Annotated in this window: 16 protein-coding genes; 8 read left to right on the forward strand and 8 right to left on the reverse strand. The window is 64.1% G+C overall.

Translation table 11 applies throughout. From position 1 onward, the window contains the following. Nucleotides 1–324: 324 nt before the first annotated feature. From ACJ8AT_RS31600 to ACJ8AT_RS31620, 5 genes are all read left to right on the forward strand, one after another. Nucleotides 325–1,242, forward strand: coding sequence for a DUF6310 domain-containing protein (locus ACJ8AT_RS31600; RefSeq protein WP_407741661.1), 918 nt, complete (start codon nucleotides 325–327; stop codon nucleotides 1,240–1,242). Continuing rightward, nucleotides 1,239–1,994, forward strand: a complete 756-nt coding sequence (locus tag ACJ8AT_RS31605) for a DUF5953 family protein (RefSeq protein ID WP_407741662.1) — start codon at nucleotides 1,239–1,241, stop codon at nucleotides 1,992–1,994. Before ACJ8AT_RS31600 ends, ACJ8AT_RS31605 begins: the two co-directional genes overlap by 4 nt. A 77-nt stretch (nucleotides 1,995–2,071) precedes the next feature. Next, entirely contained in the window at nucleotides 2,072–2,374 is a 303-nt protein-coding gene (locus ACJ8AT_RS31610; protein ID WP_407741663.1) for a GNAT family N-acetyltransferase, read from the forward strand. Between the two features lie 127 nt (nucleotides 2,375–2,501). After that, a complete protein-coding gene (locus tag ACJ8AT_RS31615; protein WP_407741664.1) occupies nucleotides 2,502–4,070 on the forward strand; it encodes a rhomboid family intramembrane serine protease in 1,569 nt (522 codons plus the stop codon). Between the two features lie 172 nt (nucleotides 4,071–4,242). Further along, nucleotides 4,243–4,848: a hypothetical protein gene (locus ACJ8AT_RS31620; RefSeq protein ID WP_407741665.1), complete on the forward strand. Its 606-nt coding sequence runs from the start codon at nucleotides 4,243–4,245 to the stop codon at nucleotides 4,846–4,848. Nucleotides 4,849–4,899: 51 nt separating this feature from the next. On the opposite strand, the gene ACJ8AT_RS31625 is transcribed toward ACJ8AT_RS31620, so the two are convergent. From ACJ8AT_RS31625 to ACJ8AT_RS31635, 3 genes are all read right to left on the reverse strand, one after another. Then, the gene (locus tag ACJ8AT_RS31625; protein WP_407741666.1) at nucleotides 4,900–5,553 is read right to left on the reverse strand and encodes a DnaJ family molecular chaperone; all 654 of its coding nucleotides are present in this window, start codon (nucleotides 5,551–5,553) and stop codon (nucleotides 4,900–4,902) included. A 158-nt stretch (nucleotides 5,554–5,711) separates the two neighbouring features. Beyond that, entirely contained in the window at nucleotides 5,712–6,311 is a 600-nt protein-coding gene (locus tag ACJ8AT_RS31630; protein WP_407741667.1) for a hypothetical protein, read from the reverse strand. A 23-nt stretch (nucleotides 6,312–6,334) separates the two neighbouring features. Further along, a complete protein-coding gene (locus ACJ8AT_RS31635) occupies nucleotides 6,335–7,837 on the reverse strand; it encodes a hypothetical protein (RefSeq protein WP_407741668.1) in 1,503 nt (500 codons plus the stop codon). Between the two features lie 572 nt (nucleotides 7,838–8,409). Between ACJ8AT_RS31635 and ACJ8AT_RS31640 the strand changes: the two genes are divergently transcribed. Both ACJ8AT_RS31640 and ACJ8AT_RS31645 read left to right on the forward strand, forming a co-directional pair. Then, nucleotides 8,410–9,117 carry a hypothetical protein gene (locus ACJ8AT_RS31640; protein ID WP_407741669.1) on the forward strand — a complete coding sequence of 236 codons (708 nt, stop codon included), beginning with the start codon at nucleotides 8,410–8,412 and terminating at the stop codon, nucleotides 9,115–9,117. A 144-nt stretch (nucleotides 9,118–9,261) separates the two neighbouring features. Then, nucleotides 9,262–10,899 carry a sigma 54-interacting transcriptional regulator gene (locus tag ACJ8AT_RS31645; RefSeq protein ID WP_407741670.1) on the forward strand — a complete coding sequence of 546 codons (1,638 nt, stop codon included), beginning with the start codon at nucleotides 9,262–9,264 and terminating at the stop codon, nucleotides 10,897–10,899. Nucleotides 10,900–11,831: 932 nt separating this feature from the next. Here ACJ8AT_RS31645 and ACJ8AT_RS31650 read toward each other — a convergent pair. The 4 genes from ACJ8AT_RS31650 to ACJ8AT_RS31665 form a co-directional block, all read right to left on the reverse strand. Further along, nucleotides 11,832–12,026, reverse strand: coding sequence for a hypothetical protein (locus ACJ8AT_RS31650; protein ID WP_407741671.1), 195 nt, complete (start codon nucleotides 12,024–12,026; stop codon nucleotides 11,832–11,834). 65 nt (nucleotides 12,027–12,091) lie between these two features. Further along, nucleotides 12,092–12,262: a hypothetical protein gene (locus ACJ8AT_RS31655; RefSeq protein WP_407741672.1), complete on the reverse strand. Its 171-nt coding sequence runs from the start codon at nucleotides 12,260–12,262 to the stop codon at nucleotides 12,092–12,094. Between the two features lie 30 nt (nucleotides 12,263–12,292). Beyond that, complete coding sequence (locus ACJ8AT_RS31660; protein ID WP_407741673.1) at nucleotides 12,293–12,787, reverse strand: HNH endonuclease; 495 nt, start codon at nucleotides 12,785–12,787, stop codon at nucleotides 12,293–12,295. Nucleotides 12,788–12,870: 83 nt separating this feature from the next. After that, nucleotides 12,871–15,510: an N-6 DNA methylase gene (locus tag ACJ8AT_RS31665; protein WP_407741674.1), complete on the reverse strand. Its 2,640-nt coding sequence runs from the start codon at nucleotides 15,508–15,510 to the stop codon at nucleotides 12,871–12,873. Nucleotides 15,511–16,013: 503 nt separating this feature from the next. Between ACJ8AT_RS31665 and ACJ8AT_RS31670 the strand changes: the two genes are divergently transcribed. Continuing rightward, on the forward strand, nucleotides 16,014–16,160 hold the full coding sequence (locus ACJ8AT_RS31670) for a helix-turn-helix domain-containing protein (protein WP_407741675.1): 147 nt from the start codon (nucleotides 16,014–16,016) through the stop codon (nucleotides 16,158–16,160). Nucleotides 16,161–16,488: 328 nt separating this feature from the next. Here the strand turns inward: ACJ8AT_RS31670 and ACJ8AT_RS31675 are convergent. Beyond that, a partial coding sequence (locus ACJ8AT_RS31675) for a choice-of-anchor A family protein (RefSeq protein WP_407741676.1) occupies nucleotides 16,489–19,241 on the reverse strand: 2,753 nt, incomplete at its 5' end.

Genomic DNA, 19,241 nt, shown 5'->3' on the forward strand with positions numbered 1-19,241 from the left:
CGATCTTCAGGAAGTGCGGCGTCGCGATCGCGGCGACGGAGATCGCTGGAGCCTGAAAGGGAGAAGCTTGCAGTCCCTTGGGCGCGGGCTGCGGGCTGCTTGGGCGATCTTCACGCCGCGCCAGTTTTCGCCCCGCCGCGATCCTCATACCGCTGTGGTGGCAAGCCCGCGCATCTGCGCGCTCCCCTCGATCGGGAACCCGCGTTGTCTGAGGATCGTTTCCACCTCCATCGGCTCTCGCTGTTGGGGCGTGCTGATATGCTCCAGCGGAGAACCGGCGGAGCCTTGACCCGCAGCACCTCGCTTGATTGAAAGGACGTGGCCATGCGTCCGCGAACTTGCAGCGCCCCCCTGCTCCTGCTCCTGCTCTCGGCCTGCGCCACGATGGATCCGAGCCCGGGAGAGCTGGAGGACTCGCGTCCCCCGAGTCCGAGATTCGCCAACCTTCAGCGGGCGGCGCAGTACCCGTGGACGGATGATGGGAAATGCGTGGTGCGGGAAGCCTCCAACGAGTGGCCAATCCTTGCGGAGCGGTGCTTTCATGCTCTCGATCACGACAGGGTCAGGTTCCGGGATGTCACCAAAAGATGCGCTGTCGCCTACGCGGATGCAGCAGCTCCCGCAGTCGTGGCGCTCTGTGTCTTTGCGGCACCCGAGATCGTTGCGGGTGCAGTGATTGTGATTGGCGCGGTGGTGGTGGCCGCCGCCATCCAAGAGGGGATTGATGCTTATCAACGGAACGCATCCCGCGAGCGCGCGAAGCCCAAGGCTCAAACGCAGCCCGCTCAGGAACCGTTAGCGAACCGAACGCCAAAGCCAAAGGGATCACCCACCGGAGACATTTTCCCCCCACCGCCAGAAACCACGCCGCGCCGTCCGTCGTGCGAGCCCATCCCGGTGCGGCACGCAGGCGGAGATGTCCCGCATAATGAGTGCGCCGATAAGTTTCCGCCCAACCGTTATCCCGGCATGGACGTATTCGTGGGCGGTGAGCGCTTCGATGCGCTGCAAGTTGGCGTGCGTGTGCTGTGGGAGATCAAGACCCATCAATTTGACACCTACCCTGACTTCATCCGGAGGCGGGAGATTGAGAAGGAGGTGGAGCAATTGACTAAGGAACTCGGCGCTGCGCGGGCCTGTGGATACGACTTCGTCGTTGGGGTGAGCACGCAAGCGCACAAAGACGCGCTGCGCGAAGCGCTTCCCGAACTCAATATCGTCGTTACGGGGTGCATACGATGACCAAGCCCAGAGCCCTCACCCTCATCGTCTACGCGCCTGCGCTCGTGGGCAAAGACAGCCGTACGCTCGATGTCATCCATGGGATGGAAAAAGCACTTCCCGGTTTGCGCTTGGCGTGGAGGATCTCCGAAGGCGGGCGCCCCATCGCGTTGCCGCATCGCGACGCGTGGCTCGTGGAAAGGACGCAGGACGGGAGATTCCCTCTTCTGTGCAACGGGGACGAGACTTACCCCGTGACGGTGAACGGCAGGGAAAGCTCGGTACTCTTCAGCCCGGGCGGTCAGCCGCAGCTCCAAGTTCATGCGGAGTTGCCGCTAGACGAGGCCGTTATCTCGGCAGCGGAGGCTATGCTTGAGGCCGTGGCGGAGGGGGCGCACTCGTTCTGGGGGCATGCGTCCCGGTATGGTTACGGCTCGGAAGTCGGGGAGCAGTTTCGCCGCTCCGCTCATGGGCCGGAGCGCTCACCCCGTGGGCTTCCCATGCTCAATCTTCCAGAAAAACTCCCCGGGCCTGAGATTCCCTATTTCCTCGGGTGGTTGAACTATTGGTCTGCTGCTGCCGCGCAGTCCATCGGCTTCCCGGATCCTGCTCGCGACGCCGAACTGCTCACGCGGGCGCGGCGCACGCCGTCGGGCGGATGGGTTGTGAAGCTCACGGATGCGCCGCTCGATTATGACAACCCCGTCCACCTGGACGCGCTCAAGCGGGCCTACGAGCGCTTCCCGGAGATCGGCGGGCGCGCGGCACGGTGACCGAATCAGCTCAGGGCTCTGCGCGGGTGCTGGCGATGGGAGGGTGCAAATCCAGGAGGGTCACCCACCCCGAGAACGTGACCCGCACCATCGTCGTTGGCGGCTGGGTCGCTGGGTACATCGGCAGTTGGGAACAGGACGGCAAGCGCCTTGTCGCCTATTGGATGGGTCGCGAGCACTGGGGCAAGGGCATCGCGACACGGGCGCTCTCGGAGTTCCTCGGTCTCGAGCCGATTCGTCCGCTCCATGCGTGGGTCGCTGTCCACAACATCGGGTCGCTCCGCGTCCTCGAGAAGTGTGGCTTCCGCACGGTGGCCCAGGAGAACCCGCAGCACGCGGACGGAAGCGCGGATTTGTATGACGCCAGCAGTCTCCCGTGAGCCGTGGGAGCCAGAACGGTGCCCTTCCCAGACCCGTCCGTTCTATCCCCGCTGGAGGGGCTGAGCTCGCACGCAGGTCGGCCGCTTTCTTGCCTACTGACGGAGCCACGTAGGACGTTCAGGGGCCATGAGCCCCAATCTCGTCCTGCTTTGGACCGTCGGAGCGGCATCGGCCGTCGCCTTGATTCGCCTGCTCCGCCTCCGAGCCGAGGCCCTGGGCGGGTGGATCGCCGTCAATCTCCTCCTGCTGGGCGTGGTGGGACTTGGGCTCCTCCTCTTCCCCGAAGTCGCGGGCTTCGTCTCCTTCGCATTGTGGGCCACGCTGGTTCTCGTCCCAGGGCTCGCCAGCCGTTTCATTCATCGCCTGACCTTGGCGCAGCGCTACGGTCCCGCGCGCAGAATGATGCTCGTCATCCGCTGGCTCCACCCACTGGATGGTTGGCTGAGACAGCCCGAGTTACTTCGTGCACTGGAGCTCGCATCGGCCGGAGACCTAGCCACCGCGGAAGCCATCCTCGACCGATTTCGCGACGACACAACATCGCTGGGCCATTCCGCCAGGGTCCACCTCTTCCGGGTCCGTGGACAATGGGAGCAGCTCCGAAGCTGGATCGACACAACTCCAGAGGGACGAAAGATCGTGGGCGTCCCCTCGTTCCTCCCCTCCTATCTCCGGGGCCTCGGGGAGACCGGCGACCTTCGTCGCCTGTGGAGGGTGTACGAAGAATCTCGGGCAGCGCTTTCGGCTCCGGCCCTGGCCCCGCACAGAACGCAGTGTCGTCTGATGGTCCTCTCTTTCCTGGGGCAGCGGCCCTCCGTCGAGAGACTGTTCCAGGGACCGTTGAGCGCGATGCCATCGACCCATCGCCAATTCTGGCTGGCGACGGCCGACATGGCTTCGGGAAACGTCGAACCCGCCCGCGCCCTGCTTGAGGGGATACGGGGCACGTGTGACCCGGTCGTTGGCGTCGCCATCGATCGCCGGCTGGCGCGTCCCCCGGAGCTTGCGGCCCCACATCTCGCCGACGCGCGGCCGCTTCTGGAGCAGCTCGACAGGGACATCCTCGAAGAGGAACGATTCGGCGAGCACCATGCATCACACGGCAAGCCGCGCCTCACGCTCGCACTGCTCGTTGCCAATGTGCTCGGCTTTCTGCTCGAAGTGGCGCACGGCAGCACGGACAGCCCCGATGTCCTCTTTCGGCTCGGCGCGCTTCAGGCCAGGGCGGTCATGGGCGGGGAGTGGTGGCGCATCCTCGCGGCCCAGTTCCTTCACAGTGGCACCGCGCACCTCGTCCTCAACGGCCTGGGGCTGATCGTTCTAGGGCGCTATCTCGAGTTTGCGCTCGGGAGAGGCAGGTACCTTGCCGTCTACCTGCTCAGTGGAACGGGAGCCATGATCCTCTTGGTGCTGACCCACTTGAGCGAGTCGCAACAGGATCAACTGTTCGTCGGCGCTTCCGGAGGCATCATGGGCCTGATCGGAGCAACCGCCGCCGTCATGCTGACGGGCTGGCGCCGAGAACGGGCGCAGCTCGCCAGGCAACGGCTGTCATCCATCGTTCTCATCCTCGGCCTGCAGAGCTTCTTCGATATCTCGATGCCCCAGGTCAGCTTCATCGCCCATGTCAGCGGAGCGGCCATCGGGTTCCTCACCGCGCTCGTGTTGAAGCACCGTATTGCGTCGAAGTTGTAGTGCCGGCGGCCGAGCTGAATCTCAATACCGCGGGGTCAAGGACTCCTCCGTCGCTCAGCTTCCTCTTCACAGCCACGACCGAGGCGGATATACGCGAGGAGTACGGGCCGGCGTACCCAGTGCCTGAGGCTTGCTGCCACTCACTGGGGTTTGAGCCGAGGAGGTTCAACTGATGCATCTTCGAGCCCGTGTCTTCCTCTTTGCGTTATTGGCGTTTCCGATGCTGGCTGCTGCTCAGCAGGCAGCTACGCCGGTGGCCGCTGAGCTCATTCCCCATCGCTTGGAGCAGGAGAAGTCATTCCCCGCTGCGCCTCGCTTCATGGTGGAGGCCTTGGTGGGAACCGCGGCGGGCGCGGGTGGAGGGGTCCTGGGATATCTGCTCGGCCTCCAGCTCACGAACTGCAACCCCACCGATGACGTGTGCGGTGCTGGGTCAGCATTGCCGCCGGTGGTGGGGGTCGGGCTGTTCTCCTCACTCGCCGTGTACGGGGTGGGCAGCCTGCTCGATGGGCGAGGGACGCTGCTCTCCGCCATGATGGGAGGAGCCGCGGGCACGGGGCTCGGGCTGCTGAGCACGGCCATGTTCGGCTACGGAGGGCTCCTCGCGATGCCACCGCTGGCGGCCCTTGGCGCGCTCATCGCCTTCGAAGTCTCCGGCGCCTCCCGGGAGCCCGAGCGAGTGCAGCTTTCGCTGGCCGGCACGGGGCTCCAGCTGGTTCCGGTGCTCGGGACGACCCCTCAGGGTGGCTTCCTCGGAGGACTTGCGGGCCGCTTCTGACGGGTCATCCGGGTAGGGCGAGACCTGGAAGCGAGCGACGGCGCGGAGCGCCTACCTGGAGCGCCGAATCATCTCGTAGGCGGCATTGATGGTCCGCGTCTCCTCCTCGGCCACCTCCCTGAGCTTCTTGCCCAGGTTCGCCACCCGGTCCGGGTGGTACTCCAGCGCCCTCGCCTTCCAGGCGGTGCGGACATCCTGGCGCGAGGCGTCCGGCCTCACCCCCAGCACGTCGTACGGATTCAGCCGGGCGGGGGGGGCGGGCACGCTGGGGGCTTGCCTGCCACTGCCGTCGCGGGCGTTGTCCGCCAGCGTCTTCAGCCGCTTGACGAACTCCTGGCGCAGCCGCTGCTTCCGCTCGTGGGCCCGGGCGCGGACCATGAGCCGGCCCAAGGTGTCCACCAGGGGCCCCTCTCCGGTGCTGTCCGGGTGGGACTCGCGCCACACGGGCCGCGCGCCCCTGAAGATGACCGGCTCGTCCGGGCCCAGCGGCTCGGCCCAGCTCCCACTGAGCCGCTCCAGACAGGTTTGGAGCACCCACGGAGAGGCCACCGCCATTCCGATGCTCTCTCCCACGTACTGGATGCAGCTGATCAACTCCCGCGGAAACACCGAGGCGGCCTTGCCAGGGTGCACCACGCACAGGTGGGACCTCTCGAGGAACCACCCCAGGGCTGCTGTACTCTCACAGTGGATGATGGCTGCCATGGGCAGGGGCGCGTGGAAGAGTGTGCTACAGGGCTCAACAGCCCTGTGGCGCGATTAGACTCGCGCGGCGAAGCGCGTCAAGAAAATGGCTCCGCTCTGGACGTGTTCGCCTGCACGTTCGGGAGGGGGCACTTCCTCTGGCGCCACGACAAGCCGGGTCAGTAATACACCCCGTCGAGCTCCTCGATGAGCGCCTTGATGGCCTCCGGGGTGGTGCCACAGAACTTCGCGAGCTCTGGTGCTGCGTACGTCACGGCAACGGTGGAAGGCGGGTCCTCCGCGAACCCTTCCGCGATGATGTACCCTTTCTTCCCCGGCCAAGGAAGCGCGCCCAGCTCGGCGGCCCTGCTCGCGGTGTCGTATAGGGTAAAGCACGGCCATTGCGGAAAGCCGAGCGTGTCGGCGTCGCAACTGAGGAATCGAGTCTGATCCAAGTGCGCAGCGGTGAAATCACAACCCACAATGCTTCCTTGGCTTGGCGAGGAAGGCCACTCTCCAAAATCGTTGCCGATGAAACGCCCCTTGAACTGGCAACCTTTCAGATGGACCGCGTCCCACCGGCAGTTCTTCAGAACGCGCGCCACCTCAATGGTGCAGTCGATCATGTGCACCTGGTTGAGCACCAGCGCTTTCTTGGGGACCTTCACGACGAGAGTGCAGTTCCTCAGCGTCAGCGCGGGGCCCAGGTAAAAGAGTTCGGTTCTGCTCTCCAGGACAAGTCGCTCATTGGCGATTTCACGGTTGCGGAATGTGATCATGGCGCCCCTGGGGCCAGCTTGGCTCAGAAGGTAATCATCCGGAAGAACTCCTCTGCCATCCTCCGGCCATGCAGTTGCATATTCCAGTCCGTCCCGGTGAGGATCTCGTATTGGAGCCCCGTCACCGGGTCAACGGCATCCACGCCGGTCGGGTTCCACTTCAGGTTCGTGAATTCGCGGCTCAGTTGCTCCTCCACCCATTGCCCCCGGAACATCCGCTCCATCAAGTGGGCTCGTAGAGATTCGCCCGCATCGCGCGCATCCTTGAGGGCGCGGCGTTGAGCCTGCGATAGCTCGCTACGGCTCCAAGCATTCCGGAGGCGCTGGGCAGCTATCTGCAGAGCATCCCCGACAGGGTCTTTCACCGGGATGTCCCGGACGGACCTGTTGGCGTCCAGGTGCCAGCGCTGGCCGTTGAAGAGGACCTGCCGGTTGCCACCCTGGTGGCGGATGATGACGGTGGCGCCTTCTCGCTCCGCCGCTGCCTCCTCCGCCACCGCCGCCGCGCGGCCTCCGGGCTGACGCACCATGAGGGTGAAGGTCTGCTCGTCGGCGGCGGCTACCGCCTCCACATCCCCGGCCCTCGCAAGGCTCAGCCCCTGCGCCTCGGCCCAGGCAGCGGCTTGAGCGAAGCCCGGCAGCTTCGGCAGCTGCGTGGCGAGCTTCCCCGTGCCTGCTGTCAACACGGCCGTCACCACCATCACCAGCACGTGCGCCGTGTTCTGTCCCAACTGCTGGCTGAACCGGGCGCTGGCCTCTTGCACCTGCTCGAAGGAGGTGGCCCGGTCCACGTCGTGCACCAGCTGGCCCCAGTCGTCCATCAGGCCCCACAGCGTGCGCACCGGCAGCCACGCCAGCAGTGCCAGCGTCAACCCGGCGGCCACCACCTTGGACACGGGCTCAGGCAGCAGCCAGAGCGTGAGGTACACGCAGCACGTCCATACCAGCATCCCCACCAGGGCCTGTGGCGACACCATGCCTTGGAGCGCCACGCGCGTTTGCCGCAGCACGTCCTTCAACGCCAGCGCCAGGGCCAGCGTGCGCACGTCCTCTCGCGTGAGGGTGGGGCCATCCGCCAGCAGTCCCAGGCAGTCGCCTCCGCCGTATTCCTGCTGGCACAGCCCCAGGTACTTGCGCCTCAGCTCCGCCGCCGAGCCTGCCTCCAGGGGACTGTCGCCCTCCAATGGCATCAGCCGCACCACGCGCCCGTGCTCCAGTTCCGCCAGCAGGTCCGCTTGACGCGAGCCCTCCAGCAACCAATGGGCTGTCTCCGCGGGCTGAGCGGGCGGGCGGAACTCCCGCGCCAACACCTTCATGGCGCGCTGGAAGTCCTCCGTGTTCACCTCCACCGGCTCGGAGCGCCCGCTGTCCGCGGTGAGCACGTGCAGCTCGTAGCGTGCCGCCGCCAGCTGCGCCTCAGCCGGATCCGTCTCCGGGTACAGCACGCGCGGAGTGCCCGCACAGGCTGTCAGGTACGTCAATACCAGCGCCCCCACCTGCCGCAGCCGCATGGAACACCCCCGCATGAGCAGGGGCTCAGGCTACGAGAGCCTCCCAGGGGAAACGATGACGCTCCGGGTTCTTCAGGCCCTCCCCACGCGGACGGTCCGCAACCTGAGCACCGAGACGGTGCGCTTCCCCTGGCGCGGCGGGTGAACTTAGATCTCCACACGGTAGCGACCGGCCCACCGCCCGCGGGGCCTTTCCTGAAACGTTCAGAACCGGGGGGGCACTTCTAAACGTTTAGAAGTGGGGGGGTACCCTTCGGCCTCGTTGGAAACCGTCTCACCTCTGGGACGTAGGCTCCAGTGAGCAGCGTGCGCACACCTCTGAAAATCAGCAGGTTGCACTCCCCTACCGCCCCTGCTCTCTCGTCAGCGCGCTCGTAATCCCCCGGTCTTCCAGCACATTTTCGAAAGTGTGCCAGGGCTGGGACACTTTTCTCACACCTGGCACAGTTTTGGAGGGGACCTGCCGCGCAAGTGCTTGTGTTCACAAGAGAGCAGGCCTTGGCCCGCCGTGTGCTCTAGGCCCGGGCACGGCCGACGCACAAAGCGGCCGGGGAGCGGCATGGTGCCTCTCCGAGGGGGAACAACCGATGTTCAAGCTGTTGCAGCAGAGCTTCAAGGGCGGGCCGCCGGTGCAGTGGACTCCGCCGGATGACATGTCGCTGGAGCAGGCCCGCGTGGAGATGGTGGGCCTGCTGGCCCAGGAGGAGATCAACCACCACCGGCTGGGGCTCATTTACAGCTACGTGGTGGACAAGAAGCTGGCGGAGCTGTCCGGCTACAAGGATGCCAAGGACTGGGCTCACCAGAACCTGGGGCAGGTGTCTCAGTCGGCCTTGAGCCTGTACGGCACCGTGGCCAACCGGTTCTCCGCGGCGGTGGCCCAGAAGTTCGGCATGACGGCCTTGTACCTGCTGCTGACGTACAAGGAGCTGGCGGGCCTCAAGGTGGATCATGACGAGCCGGGCCCGGCTCCCATCGACGTGCCGGACGCCAAGGGCGTGGTGACGAGCAAGCCGTTCGCGGCGTGCACCGTGGCGGAGCTGCGCCGGGCCATCCTGGCCAAGCGCAAGCCCACCTCCAGCAAGCCCCTGCCGCCCGAGGCCGTGACGCTGGCCGATCAGGTGACCCAGGCGGTGGTGAGCTGCTTCCAGAAGGGCGACCCGGTGCGGGTGCAGCTGCGCAACCACCAGGGCGAGCCGGTGCTCGACTTCCGGGGCATCCCGCTGGCGAAGCTGAAGCAGCTGGTGGCGGCGCTGACGGCGGACGCCATCGCCGAGCTCCTGGCGCACACGTAGGCGCCTCGCAAGCAGCCTGAGGCCTGAACGGTGGCACCGCGCTCCTGAAGCCCAGGGGCGCGGTGCTCCTTTTTTTGAAGGTGGTGGGCGCTGCCGAGCCCTGGGCAGCTGACATATAAGAGCGAGCTTCCAGGAGGCTCGTGAATGCCGGAGTTGGTGTTCTTTCGCCGAGGCCAGGAGCTGCTCCGGGTGACACTGGGGCGCACGCGCCTGGTGCTCGGCCGGGGCGACAACTGCGACGTCGTCATCCCGGATCCGAGCGTGAGCCGCCAGCAGGTGGCGCTCCATTTCGACGGCACCCGCTGCCTGCTGGAGGATCTGTCCGGACAGGGCACGGAGGTGGCCGGCCAGCCCCTGAAGCACGGAGAGCTGCCGGATGGGGCCGACCTGAGCCTGGGGCCGTGGCGCGCCCTCTTCCGGCTGCACAGCTCGGGCACGCAGGATGGGCCTACCGGCGTGGGTCCGCGCACCGCTGTTCAGCCACGCGGGCTCCCCCAGGCAACCCCCTCCCCTGCCCAGCTGCGCGTGAAGCAGGGAACCACGGAGTTCGTTCACGAGCTTCGCGGCGACAGCCTCACCCTGGGCAAGGAGGCCTCCAACACCGTGGTGCTCCAGGATCAGTTCATCTCCAACCGGCACCTGAAGGTGACGCGCAAGGACGAGGGCTTCCATGTGGTGGATCTGAACTCCACCAACGGCACGTTCCTGGGCCCCGTGCGCATCTTCGAGGCGAAGGTGCCCCTGAACACCGTGCTGCGGCTGGGCGAGACGGAGCTCATCTTCGAGCCTGTGTCCCAAGGGCGGCCGCGGGAGTCCTTTCACGGCATCATCGGCAAGGAGCCCTCCATGCGGCAGCTGGTGGAGAGGATCCAGCAGGTGGCGCCCTCCACCGTGGCGGTGGCCATCCTGGGCGAGTCTGGCACCGGCAAGGAGCTGGTTGCCCGGGCCGTCCACGAGTGCTCCCCACGCGCCGCTCAGCCCTTCATCCCCATCAACTGCGCGGCCCTCTCGCCCCAGCTGATCGAGAGCGAGCTGTTCGGCCACGAGAAGGGGGCCTTCACGGGGGCCGACGTGAAGCGCAAGGGCGCCTTCGAGGAGGCGGACGGCGGCACGCTCTTCCTGGACGAGCTGGGCGAGCTGCCGCTGGAGCTGCAGGCCAAGCTGCTGCGCGTGCTGGAGAACGGAGAGGCCAAACCGGTGGGGGCCACGCGCCCCATCCACGTGGACGTGCGCGTGGTGGCGGCCACCAACCAGGACTTGAGGGCGCAGATGCGAGCGGGGAAGTTCCGCGAGGACTTGTACTACCGGCTGTGCGGCATGTCGCTGGTGCTGCCCACGCTGCGGAGCCGGCCGGGGGACGTGCGGGCGTTGGCCGAGCACTTCTTGAGGGTCCTGGCGCCCCTGGAGCAGACGGTGAGGTTCAGCATCGCGGCGCTGGACAAGCTCGAGCAGCACATCTGGCCGGGCAACGTGCGGGAGCTGCGCAACGTGGTGCAGCGCGCCCTGCTGCTGCGCAAGGGCCCGAGGATCGACGTGGGCGAGCTCACCTTCGAGGAGGCGGAGCCACGCGAACCGGAGGGGCTGGCGGACCTGGAGCTGCCGGTGGGAGTGACGCTGGAGCAGATGCTGCAACGGGTGGAGCGGCAGCTGATCGAGAACGCGTTGCGGCGCTTCAAGAACAACCGGGATAGAACGGCGCGGGTGCTGGGCATGGGCCGCTCCAGCCTGTACCGGCGGCTGAAGGCGCTGGGCCTGGACTCGGGGGATGAGGAGGCGGGCTGATTCAACCGGCCAGCAGCTGGCACGGCGCGCCGAAAGATGCTGAGCGAAGCCTGGGCGAAAGCCAGTTGAAGCGGCGGCAAGCGAAGCCGTCGATCGGCTCGCGGTGCGCTGGGGCTCGTGGAGCGCGTCCAAGCCGGTCACGTCGGATCGTTCCCCCGCTCCGTCCCGTTTCGTCCCGTCTTGTCCCGTCTTGTCCCCGCTGGAGGGGTAGAGTCGACGGGAGGCGCGGTGCCGCTCGGGCTCGTCGGCGCCTGCTGCGAGGGTCTGCTTTCGCTCGCCCTCTCGCCGAGTCTCACCCACGGTCCGTTTCCTCCACGCCGCTCATCGAACCGGACGTGCAGGTTTCCTGCATCCGGCTCTCGGACAGGTCTCACGCGAGGCGTGTCGGCGCAGACGTGCACGCGGCTCCCGCTGCGTTCTCTCCTTGCGAAGCATCCTGAACCAGGGCCCCTTCCCTCCACGGTCATTACCCGCTTCATCGGTAGTACGGGCCCCTCCGACTCCTGGCCTTCGCCACGCTCCAAGAGCGTGTTCGGGTCGCCATCCCGCTCGGACCAGGTCTCCCGTGTTGCGCACTTCACCGTGTGCTCACATGCCGCGCCCCACTACCCCGGTGGAATGCTCAGCGATGCTTCGTCGACCTTCTGGCTGGACACGTGGCCTTCCCCGTATGTTGCGCCAGGTCGGCTTCCACGACTGCCCTTTCGGGGCCTGCTCGGGCTTCACTCACGTTGCGGCCTGCGAACTCGCTCGACCTCCTTTCGAGGCCTTCTGTCTCTGGGCTTCGAGTCCGGGAGTCACCTCCCGTCCCCGCCAGATAGCTACCGAGGGGTCGACTTCCTCCTCGGGCGGGACTTCCACCTGCTGGTCAAGTGCACCTTTCACGGCGCACGCACACTGGGGGCACATGCTGCCCAACAGGGTCAAGTGCATCAAGCGCCCACGCCCCTGCTGCCATTGGCCTGGGAGGCTGCCTGGGCGGACGTGGGCATCAGGTGACTGCACCGCCTCTGCACCGGGCTGGTGCACAGCCCCAGCGGCTCCGGTCCGCAGATCTCTCCGCACTTCTGCACCTGCACATCACTCTCAATCCAGCCCCTCTCCGTCTTATGCTCCTTCGTTCTCATCTCCGGGCAGGACTGGCTGGGAGGTAGGTACTGTCCCACACAACAACTGCTTTGCTACGCGCGACTTACTTCTTCTTCCGGGCTTCTTCGATCTCCAGTTTCTCGCCCCAGGAGAAGACGTTGCGGCACTGGTCGCAGGTGTAATCCCCCGTTTGCGCGCCGTTAATGCGCTCCTTGGTGAAACTGGGGTGCTCACAAGGATTCGTGGGCGGCTTTGGACTGGTCGGCTTGGTCATGTTGGGCACCTCATGGTGGGCAATAAGCATTCAGTAGGTTTCTTCGAGTTCTCCGCGCTCTCGCCGAGCAAAGCAGCACTCGTTTACGCCATCTTGTTTAGTGTTTCCCTTTGGTCGTTTCGTCCGCAAGTCTGGCAAATCCGGAGGATAACAGAGCCATTGGCGCGCATTCTCTCGGTCCTGACAGAGTGCAATCATCTTACGGCGATACGCCACCCTTTCGTTGCTGTCGAGCCGAAGCACCAGCACAAGCCGACGGCCGTCATCATTCTTCGCGACGATGGTGCCGTCAGATTTTACTTCGAGGCAGTTTGCCAATGCGGTGTGACAGGGGTCGGGGAGTGCTCTCGCCTGCTTCATAATATTGCATGATGCACAAAGATACAGGAGGTTTTCGTAGACCTGTGCAAGGCTTGGCGCATGCTTCTGGGCTACAGCATGATCCAGGTGAAAATGGGCCGACCCCGGCAGCCAAAGCTCGCGAGAGAGACAGAAGACACAGCGGAAAGTAAATTCGTCACGCACCCAATCCCTGTACTCCGAATAGTCGGAGTAGCCATATGGTCCATGCCGACGGACGTGGGCTGCGCTCGGATACCTAAAGGGCGTCATCGCTCGGTACTGACATTCTCTACATCCAACCGCTTCGTCGCGCTCTGGAGCAGAGGTCGAAGTTTTACATCCGCTAAGATCTGCAACCGATCCAGTTCAGCCGCCTCATCACTCGAAATCTCTTGCCCAAGCAGTCGCTCAATGAGATCCAGACGCCGCTCGTTGAGTTCACTCCAACGCGTCTCTACAGCGACGTAATCTCTTAGAGAGATGCCTACGTCTGCGTGCGGCGCGAAATAGCGCAGAAACGCCATCGGGACCGCGCGCTCATGACCATCAAACCAGTGCAGCAACTCTAGTTCCAATGATTGAGGCAAGCCGTACCCTTCGAGTACGAGGGCGTCAATCTCGCGCAACACTACTGAGGCCTTTTGGGCTTCGTCTGCTGTCCCACTCGCCAAGTGTCTGTACTCGTTGGTCAGTCTCCGCAGTCTCTCGGCATCGAGTGCCCTCATATTGGGCATAGGGACGGCTTCAAGCGTACTGATGCGGACGTGCCTTTTGGCCTCGTTGGTCGCAACATATGCGTTCGCCACTGGTCCGTTGAGAACTGCCTCGATGACATAAAGAAGTTCTGGCTTGCGCGGCCAAATCCCCGTGAGGTTCTGGTAGCAAATGAGAGGTCGTTCGTCAGCGAATGCTGCCAGCGGCCAGTGCCCACGAGACTTGCGGATCGCATTCACAAATACCTTTGGCGCGTTCCAGTCATGGTCAAACGCGTTGTAGAGGCGGTCCTCTTTATGTACGGACAGGAACTTGGTTGAGGGGGCTTGAAATTGGCACCATTGGCTTTTGGGGGGAAACCCCTCACGGTAGCCTTCGCGAGGTACGTCCACAACCAAGCGCGCACGGTTGCCAGTTTCCGCGCCGTCTTCGCGCATATTCTTGTTCCACTGGATGCCTTGATGGACCTCTCCATACTTCGACAACCGAGGAGCTTGGCTAAGCCTCTCCCACACCGAAGCTAGTTCGCGAACCGCGAGGATCGAGCGGGCCTCCTCGCTCGTAGTGCGGCCCCGATCCGCTCTCCCGTCATAGGCGCGCGCCTCAAATTGTGGCCATTCGCGGCGCGTGATTCGACGATGCGTCACGCTGGTCAACGTTTGTCGCGAAAGTTTTGGGTTCGTTGCGATTAGTAGCAGCGTCTCTTGATCAGCCGTGGGAAACGCCACTTCGGGAAGATTTACGATCTCGATCGATTCCCAGCGCTCTACGAGTGCGCTCCGCACGTCCCGATACGCTTGTCCGTCTTGAAATCTCCATGGGAGTACGAATCCGAGGTTTGACTCCCTAGGTAGTCTCGTGAGCACTCGACGCAGCAGTTCGGCTGGCTTATGAACTTGCGACAACTCGTAGTTTTCGCGGTCCTTCTCAGCGAAGTCTCCGAAGGGAGGATTGCAGACGACAACCGCTGCTTGCGCGACCGCATGGTCGAACGATTGAGAGGCGAAAACATCTGCCTCGTTGAGTTGCCATCCATTCGGGTTCGGGAAGTCCGCCAGCGTGAGGCTTAGCCTGCTGATCTCCAGCGCAAAAGGGTCAACCTCATAGCCCACAAGCAATTTCTTGATTGCCTCATGTCGCTGCTTGGGTCTGTGCTCAGGAATGATATCTCGTAGGCGGTTCAGCGCAGCAATCAAGAACGTGGCGCTGCCGCAGCAGGGTTCAAGAATTGACCGCTTCGTCTCGACAGCTGCCTCGATAGGAAGGCGGTCTATGACAAAACGTGCAACCGATCGCGGTGTTTGATGGATGCCGAGAGAGTCTCGGACCTTCTTGGTGACCAATGTGTTCAGCCATACGTAGGCGAGCACGTCGACCGAAAGGTTGCTGAAGTCGAGCTTAGTCCAGGTTCGCTCATGAACAATCCTTCGTGTCGACTTCAACAGGGGCAGCGGATGATGTTCGCTGTAGTAGTTTGCAACAGCACTCAGTACATCATCGGGATCAGTGTCAGCAGAGAACTCCGAAAACGGTGCGACGCCGCGATCGTGGAACACTTTCCCGGCAAGTGACCAGACGGCAAGACGAAAGAGCGCCCGCGGATCGAGGGAATTGGCCGATCTGCGGATGTAATCCCGCCGTGCATCGGCGAGGACGTTCCGAAGCAGAGGATCTAGCTTCGTCCGGATGTGCCCTTCGAGCGCAGGAATGAGGCCAAGGTCGAAGACCAGATCCATTTGTGTCGCAACAGGCAGACCGATATTCTTCGCCCGCATCACTGCCTCTGGGCGCCACATGCTCCTTTTGTCCTCGAAAATACGGTGGAGCGCCTCGGCGGGGATGACCGACCGCTGATCGTCGTAACCCGGCTCGAGCGAGACGAGCCATTCGACCACCCGATCCTCGTGTACCTCGAACGCTATGGGAGCCCCAAGCGCTCGAAAATCGCGCAGCAGTTCGGGGCCGCTGCGCCCATTTGCGAGGACAACGACGGCACATGCGCTGTCGTAGGAGACTGGTGTTCGACCAAAGGCGGCCGCCGGGGCCAGTCGGGAGTCGTTACTTGGGGAGAACCAGTCTTGGAAGCTGTACTCTTGCTGAAGCAGGTCACCCCGGTACCCGATGCCGCTCAGTTCGCGTGTGAGGGTGCGGAAAAGCTTCTCCTGGTACGTACTCTTGAACTCAAGCTGCACGGAGTCCTCTGCTGGTCCGGAGCCAAACTCCGGCGTAGGCGAGTTGCAGGCGCGGGAGCCTATTCTACCTGCACGGATGTGTCAGCCGCGATCCGAGACTCTTTCCTACTATGAGGACGCCGACCGGCTAGGGCAAGGCCGTGGCAATGCGCCCGCACGGGCCTCTCCCGTCAGCCTGCTGGCCTACCCCAGATGAAACAGCCCGAGCAAGAGCCGGAGTTGGTGACGACGCGCCGCAACTCGCCGTCAGCTGCCGCCCCTGCGGATGGTACCCGCACAATCACCGCTGGGCCAGAGTCATCGACCGCCGCTTGAGCAGTTCGGCACGAGCATTCGTGACCACCTCTGCTCGCAGCAACTGGCCGCGCAGCACCTAGTCTAAGCGTGTCCGTTCCATCCAAGGTGTGGGCAGTCATCGCGGAGCGCGGAAATCGGGTCATCGGTCGCACGACGGTCCCTCCCCCGCGCCGGAGCATGCGGAGCGGAGAGAGGAGCCGTTGCAGGTGGAGTGCCAGCTCATCGAGAGCCCCCTGCGCCGCTGCGGCAACCACAGGGACCGCGCCGCCAAGCAGCTGAGCCTGGCCCGCTCCTCTCTCTTCAAGCGTCTGAAGGAGCGGGGCGTGGGGGGCGTGGGCGAAGGGGAGCAGTGAGGACTCCGAGTGACACGAAAAACACAGCCTCCTTGAGATTGCTGGGCTTCTCGGGATGGAGGCGGCGGCAATCGACCCCGTAACAAGGCGACAGCAAAACCCTAAGCAGGTCGCGCTGTTACCGGCTAACGCCTTGATCTCACACCGGATCGTTCCCCCGCGCCGTCCCGTCTCGTCCCATCGCGTCCCGTTCAAGTCCCCGCTGGAGGAACACACTGGGAGCACATGCGCCCCAACTGGATCAAACCGCTCGCGGACGTGAGCTTCCCCGTGGCAACGCGGTGGGAGCTGGCGCGCGATCGCCCGTGCGAAAATGTCGGACTTTGGCTCATTGGCAGATGTCCCTGTCATACAGGGGATTGATGTGCCCCTCAGCGTTGCCGGTCAGCGATTTGGCGTAGATGCCTCCATCGAAGCTGCCACTGCTGAAGTGGATGTCTGCATGCGGCGCCAGGACCGTGCCCCAGAAGCCGAGGCCCTCGGCGGTGATCTCCGTGGCGTTCACGAAGTTGTAGAGCACCCCGTGCTGGTCGATGCCGCCACTGAACGAGTGCCCAAAGCCTCTGAAGGTGGCCGCAGTCCCTGAGATGTTGACCACCACCAGTGAGCCGGCCGGGGAGTCGATGGACATCAGCACAGCACCACTGAAGGCGCTGGCGGGCACCTGGAACACATTCACGTTCGGGTCCGTGCCGTGCAGCATGATGCCGCCCCACGGCTCGAGCGTGGTGGTGCCGTTGGCCGGTAGGCTGTCCAGCCGCGAGGACAGTTCGCGCAGCGCGGCGCCCCTGGCAGCGAAGTTGATGGGCGTGCCCTGAGCGGAACTGCCCCGGGCGAAGGTGACCGTCGAGTCGGCGGAGTAGCTGCCGCCGTACCAGGCATCACCCCAGACTCCGCCGTGCGTGAGCGTCAGATTGCCGCCCGCCACCAGAGTACGGGCCGTGTTGCTGTCCGGCAGGCCCGCGCCCACAGCGAAGTGGTTCAAGGTGATGTTACCGCTGGCGGCCACCTTGCCCTGGATGTCCGTGCCCAGGGTGTAGTCCCCCAGCAGGAAGAGGTTGTAATCGCTCAGGCGCAGCTCGATGCAGGAAGCGCAGGTGAGGCTGACCTGGGCAGAGGTGGCGTTGTTGCCTTCGCGGCACTCCTGCTCACGCCCGAGACCGGTGCCATCATCATCTGCCACGGCCCATACCTCGGCCTGCCCTGATGGATCCTCGGGGACCTGCAGCGTGGCCGTAGCCTCGCCGCCTGGGAGGAGCGGGCCCGTCAAGAGGTGAACGCCCAACAGCGTGCCGCCTGCGGCAGGGTTGCCGCGGTAGAAGGCCACGGGTAGGCCGGCGGAGGTGCTCGCATCACCCTGGTTGCGCACTCGGGCGGTGAGGGTGACGGTGCGCGTGCTGCCGCTACATGAGGCCTCGACGCCTGAGGCGGTCAGGTCCGGCACGGTGAATGGCTCGGAACTGACGACGACCCCATCCGAGCCGCGCAGAGCCATCCCCTGCATTGTCGAAGCGTGCAGTTCCAGGGATTGTGTCTGCTGACCGAGCTCGCCGCGTGACACCAGCTCCGGGATGGAGAAGTAAGCGAGCAGGTCCAGGTCACCATCGTGGTCGGCATCCTCCAGCCAGGCGAGTGGCGCACCGGAGGGACCGCGGGCGACTGGGAGTTCCTCGCCGGTGCCGTTGCCAAGTGTGAGGGTGGCGGGGTTGACGTCTGCGGCGTTGAAGCCGTCCGTCGTGAGCACCGCAACGGGGAGCATGCCGCAGTTCCCGAGCAGGACGAGGTTCTGGGGGCTCACGGGCAGGATGTCGATGGTGAGCTGGGTGGATGGCTCGCAGGCCGGGGTGAGACAGAGAGGGGAGTAGAGGATGAAGTCAGTGACTGCGTTCCCCAACCCTCCGGGATTCGAGAGGCCGAGGGAGTCGTTGATTCCCTCGACGGGGACATCGCGATCCAGCGGCCCCGTGGGGTGGCCCCAGTAGTTGTTTCGAGCGTCAACGGTCCACTGGCTTGTCTGGGTCGCGACACCGAAAACGGTGTTGTCCGTGATGGTGTTTCCCGTGATGATCATACCTTGCGAAGCAACTACAACGACACCCGTTCGATTGCCACGAATGATGTTGCCCGGACCTACACGAGAGTCGGTGACTGCGGATAGCCACAAGCCTGCCACCCTGTTGTCTGCGATGATGTTGCCCGAGAAGGTGTTGCCAGCCTCAGAGGGGCCTCCTCCTTCTATGTGCATGCCGTAGTTGTTGCCAGAAAGGGCGTTGTCCGTGAAGGTGTTGCCGTGGATCTGATTGCCCCCAATGCCAACGCCGCGGTTGCTGGCCTGGATGTGGCTGAAGGTGCTGTTGAGCACAGCAGACAGAAAAAGCCCGTAGCCTGTCCCTTGGCCGTGAGCTGAGATGTTGCGCACGGTCATCCCTGTCGAGGCCTCGATATCGAGAGCCATGCCAGAAATGTCAGGGGGGAATTGCAGGTTCTCGATAGTGGAGTTGGTAGAGCGAATGACACTCAGCCCATCGGCACAGCCAGAGAAGTTGAAGTCGTTCTCGGCTGTCACCACGATGCCAGAGAATAACTCTAGGATCAGGCCCCAAGCGCGGCTGTGCGAGACGTCGTTTCGGAAGAAGGTGTTGCCAGCCTCAGAGGCGCCCCCTCCTTCTATGTGCATGCCATAGTTGTTGCCAGAAAGGGCGTTGTCCGTGAAGGTGTTGTCGTGGATCTGATTGCCCCCAATGCCAACGCCGCGGTTGCTGGCCTGGATGTGGCTGAAGGTGCTGTTGAGCACAGCAGACAGAAAAAGCCCATAGCCTGTCCCTTGGCCGTGAGCCGAGATGTTGCGCACGGTCATCCCTGTCGAGGCCTCAATATCGAGAGCCATGCCAGAAATGTCAGGGGGGAATTGCAGGTTCTCGATAGTGGAGTTGGTGGAGTGAATGACACTCAGCCCATCGGCACAGCCAGAGAAGTTGAAGTCGTTCTCGGCTGTCACCACGATGCCAGAGAATAACTCTAGGATCAGGCCCCAAGCGCGGCTGTGCGAGACGTCGTTTCGGAAGAAGGTGTTGCCAGCCG

The organism is Hyalangium sp. (assembly GCF_045802625.1).
GTDB lineage: Bacteria > Myxococcota > Myxococcia > Myxococcales > Myxococcaceae > Hyalangium.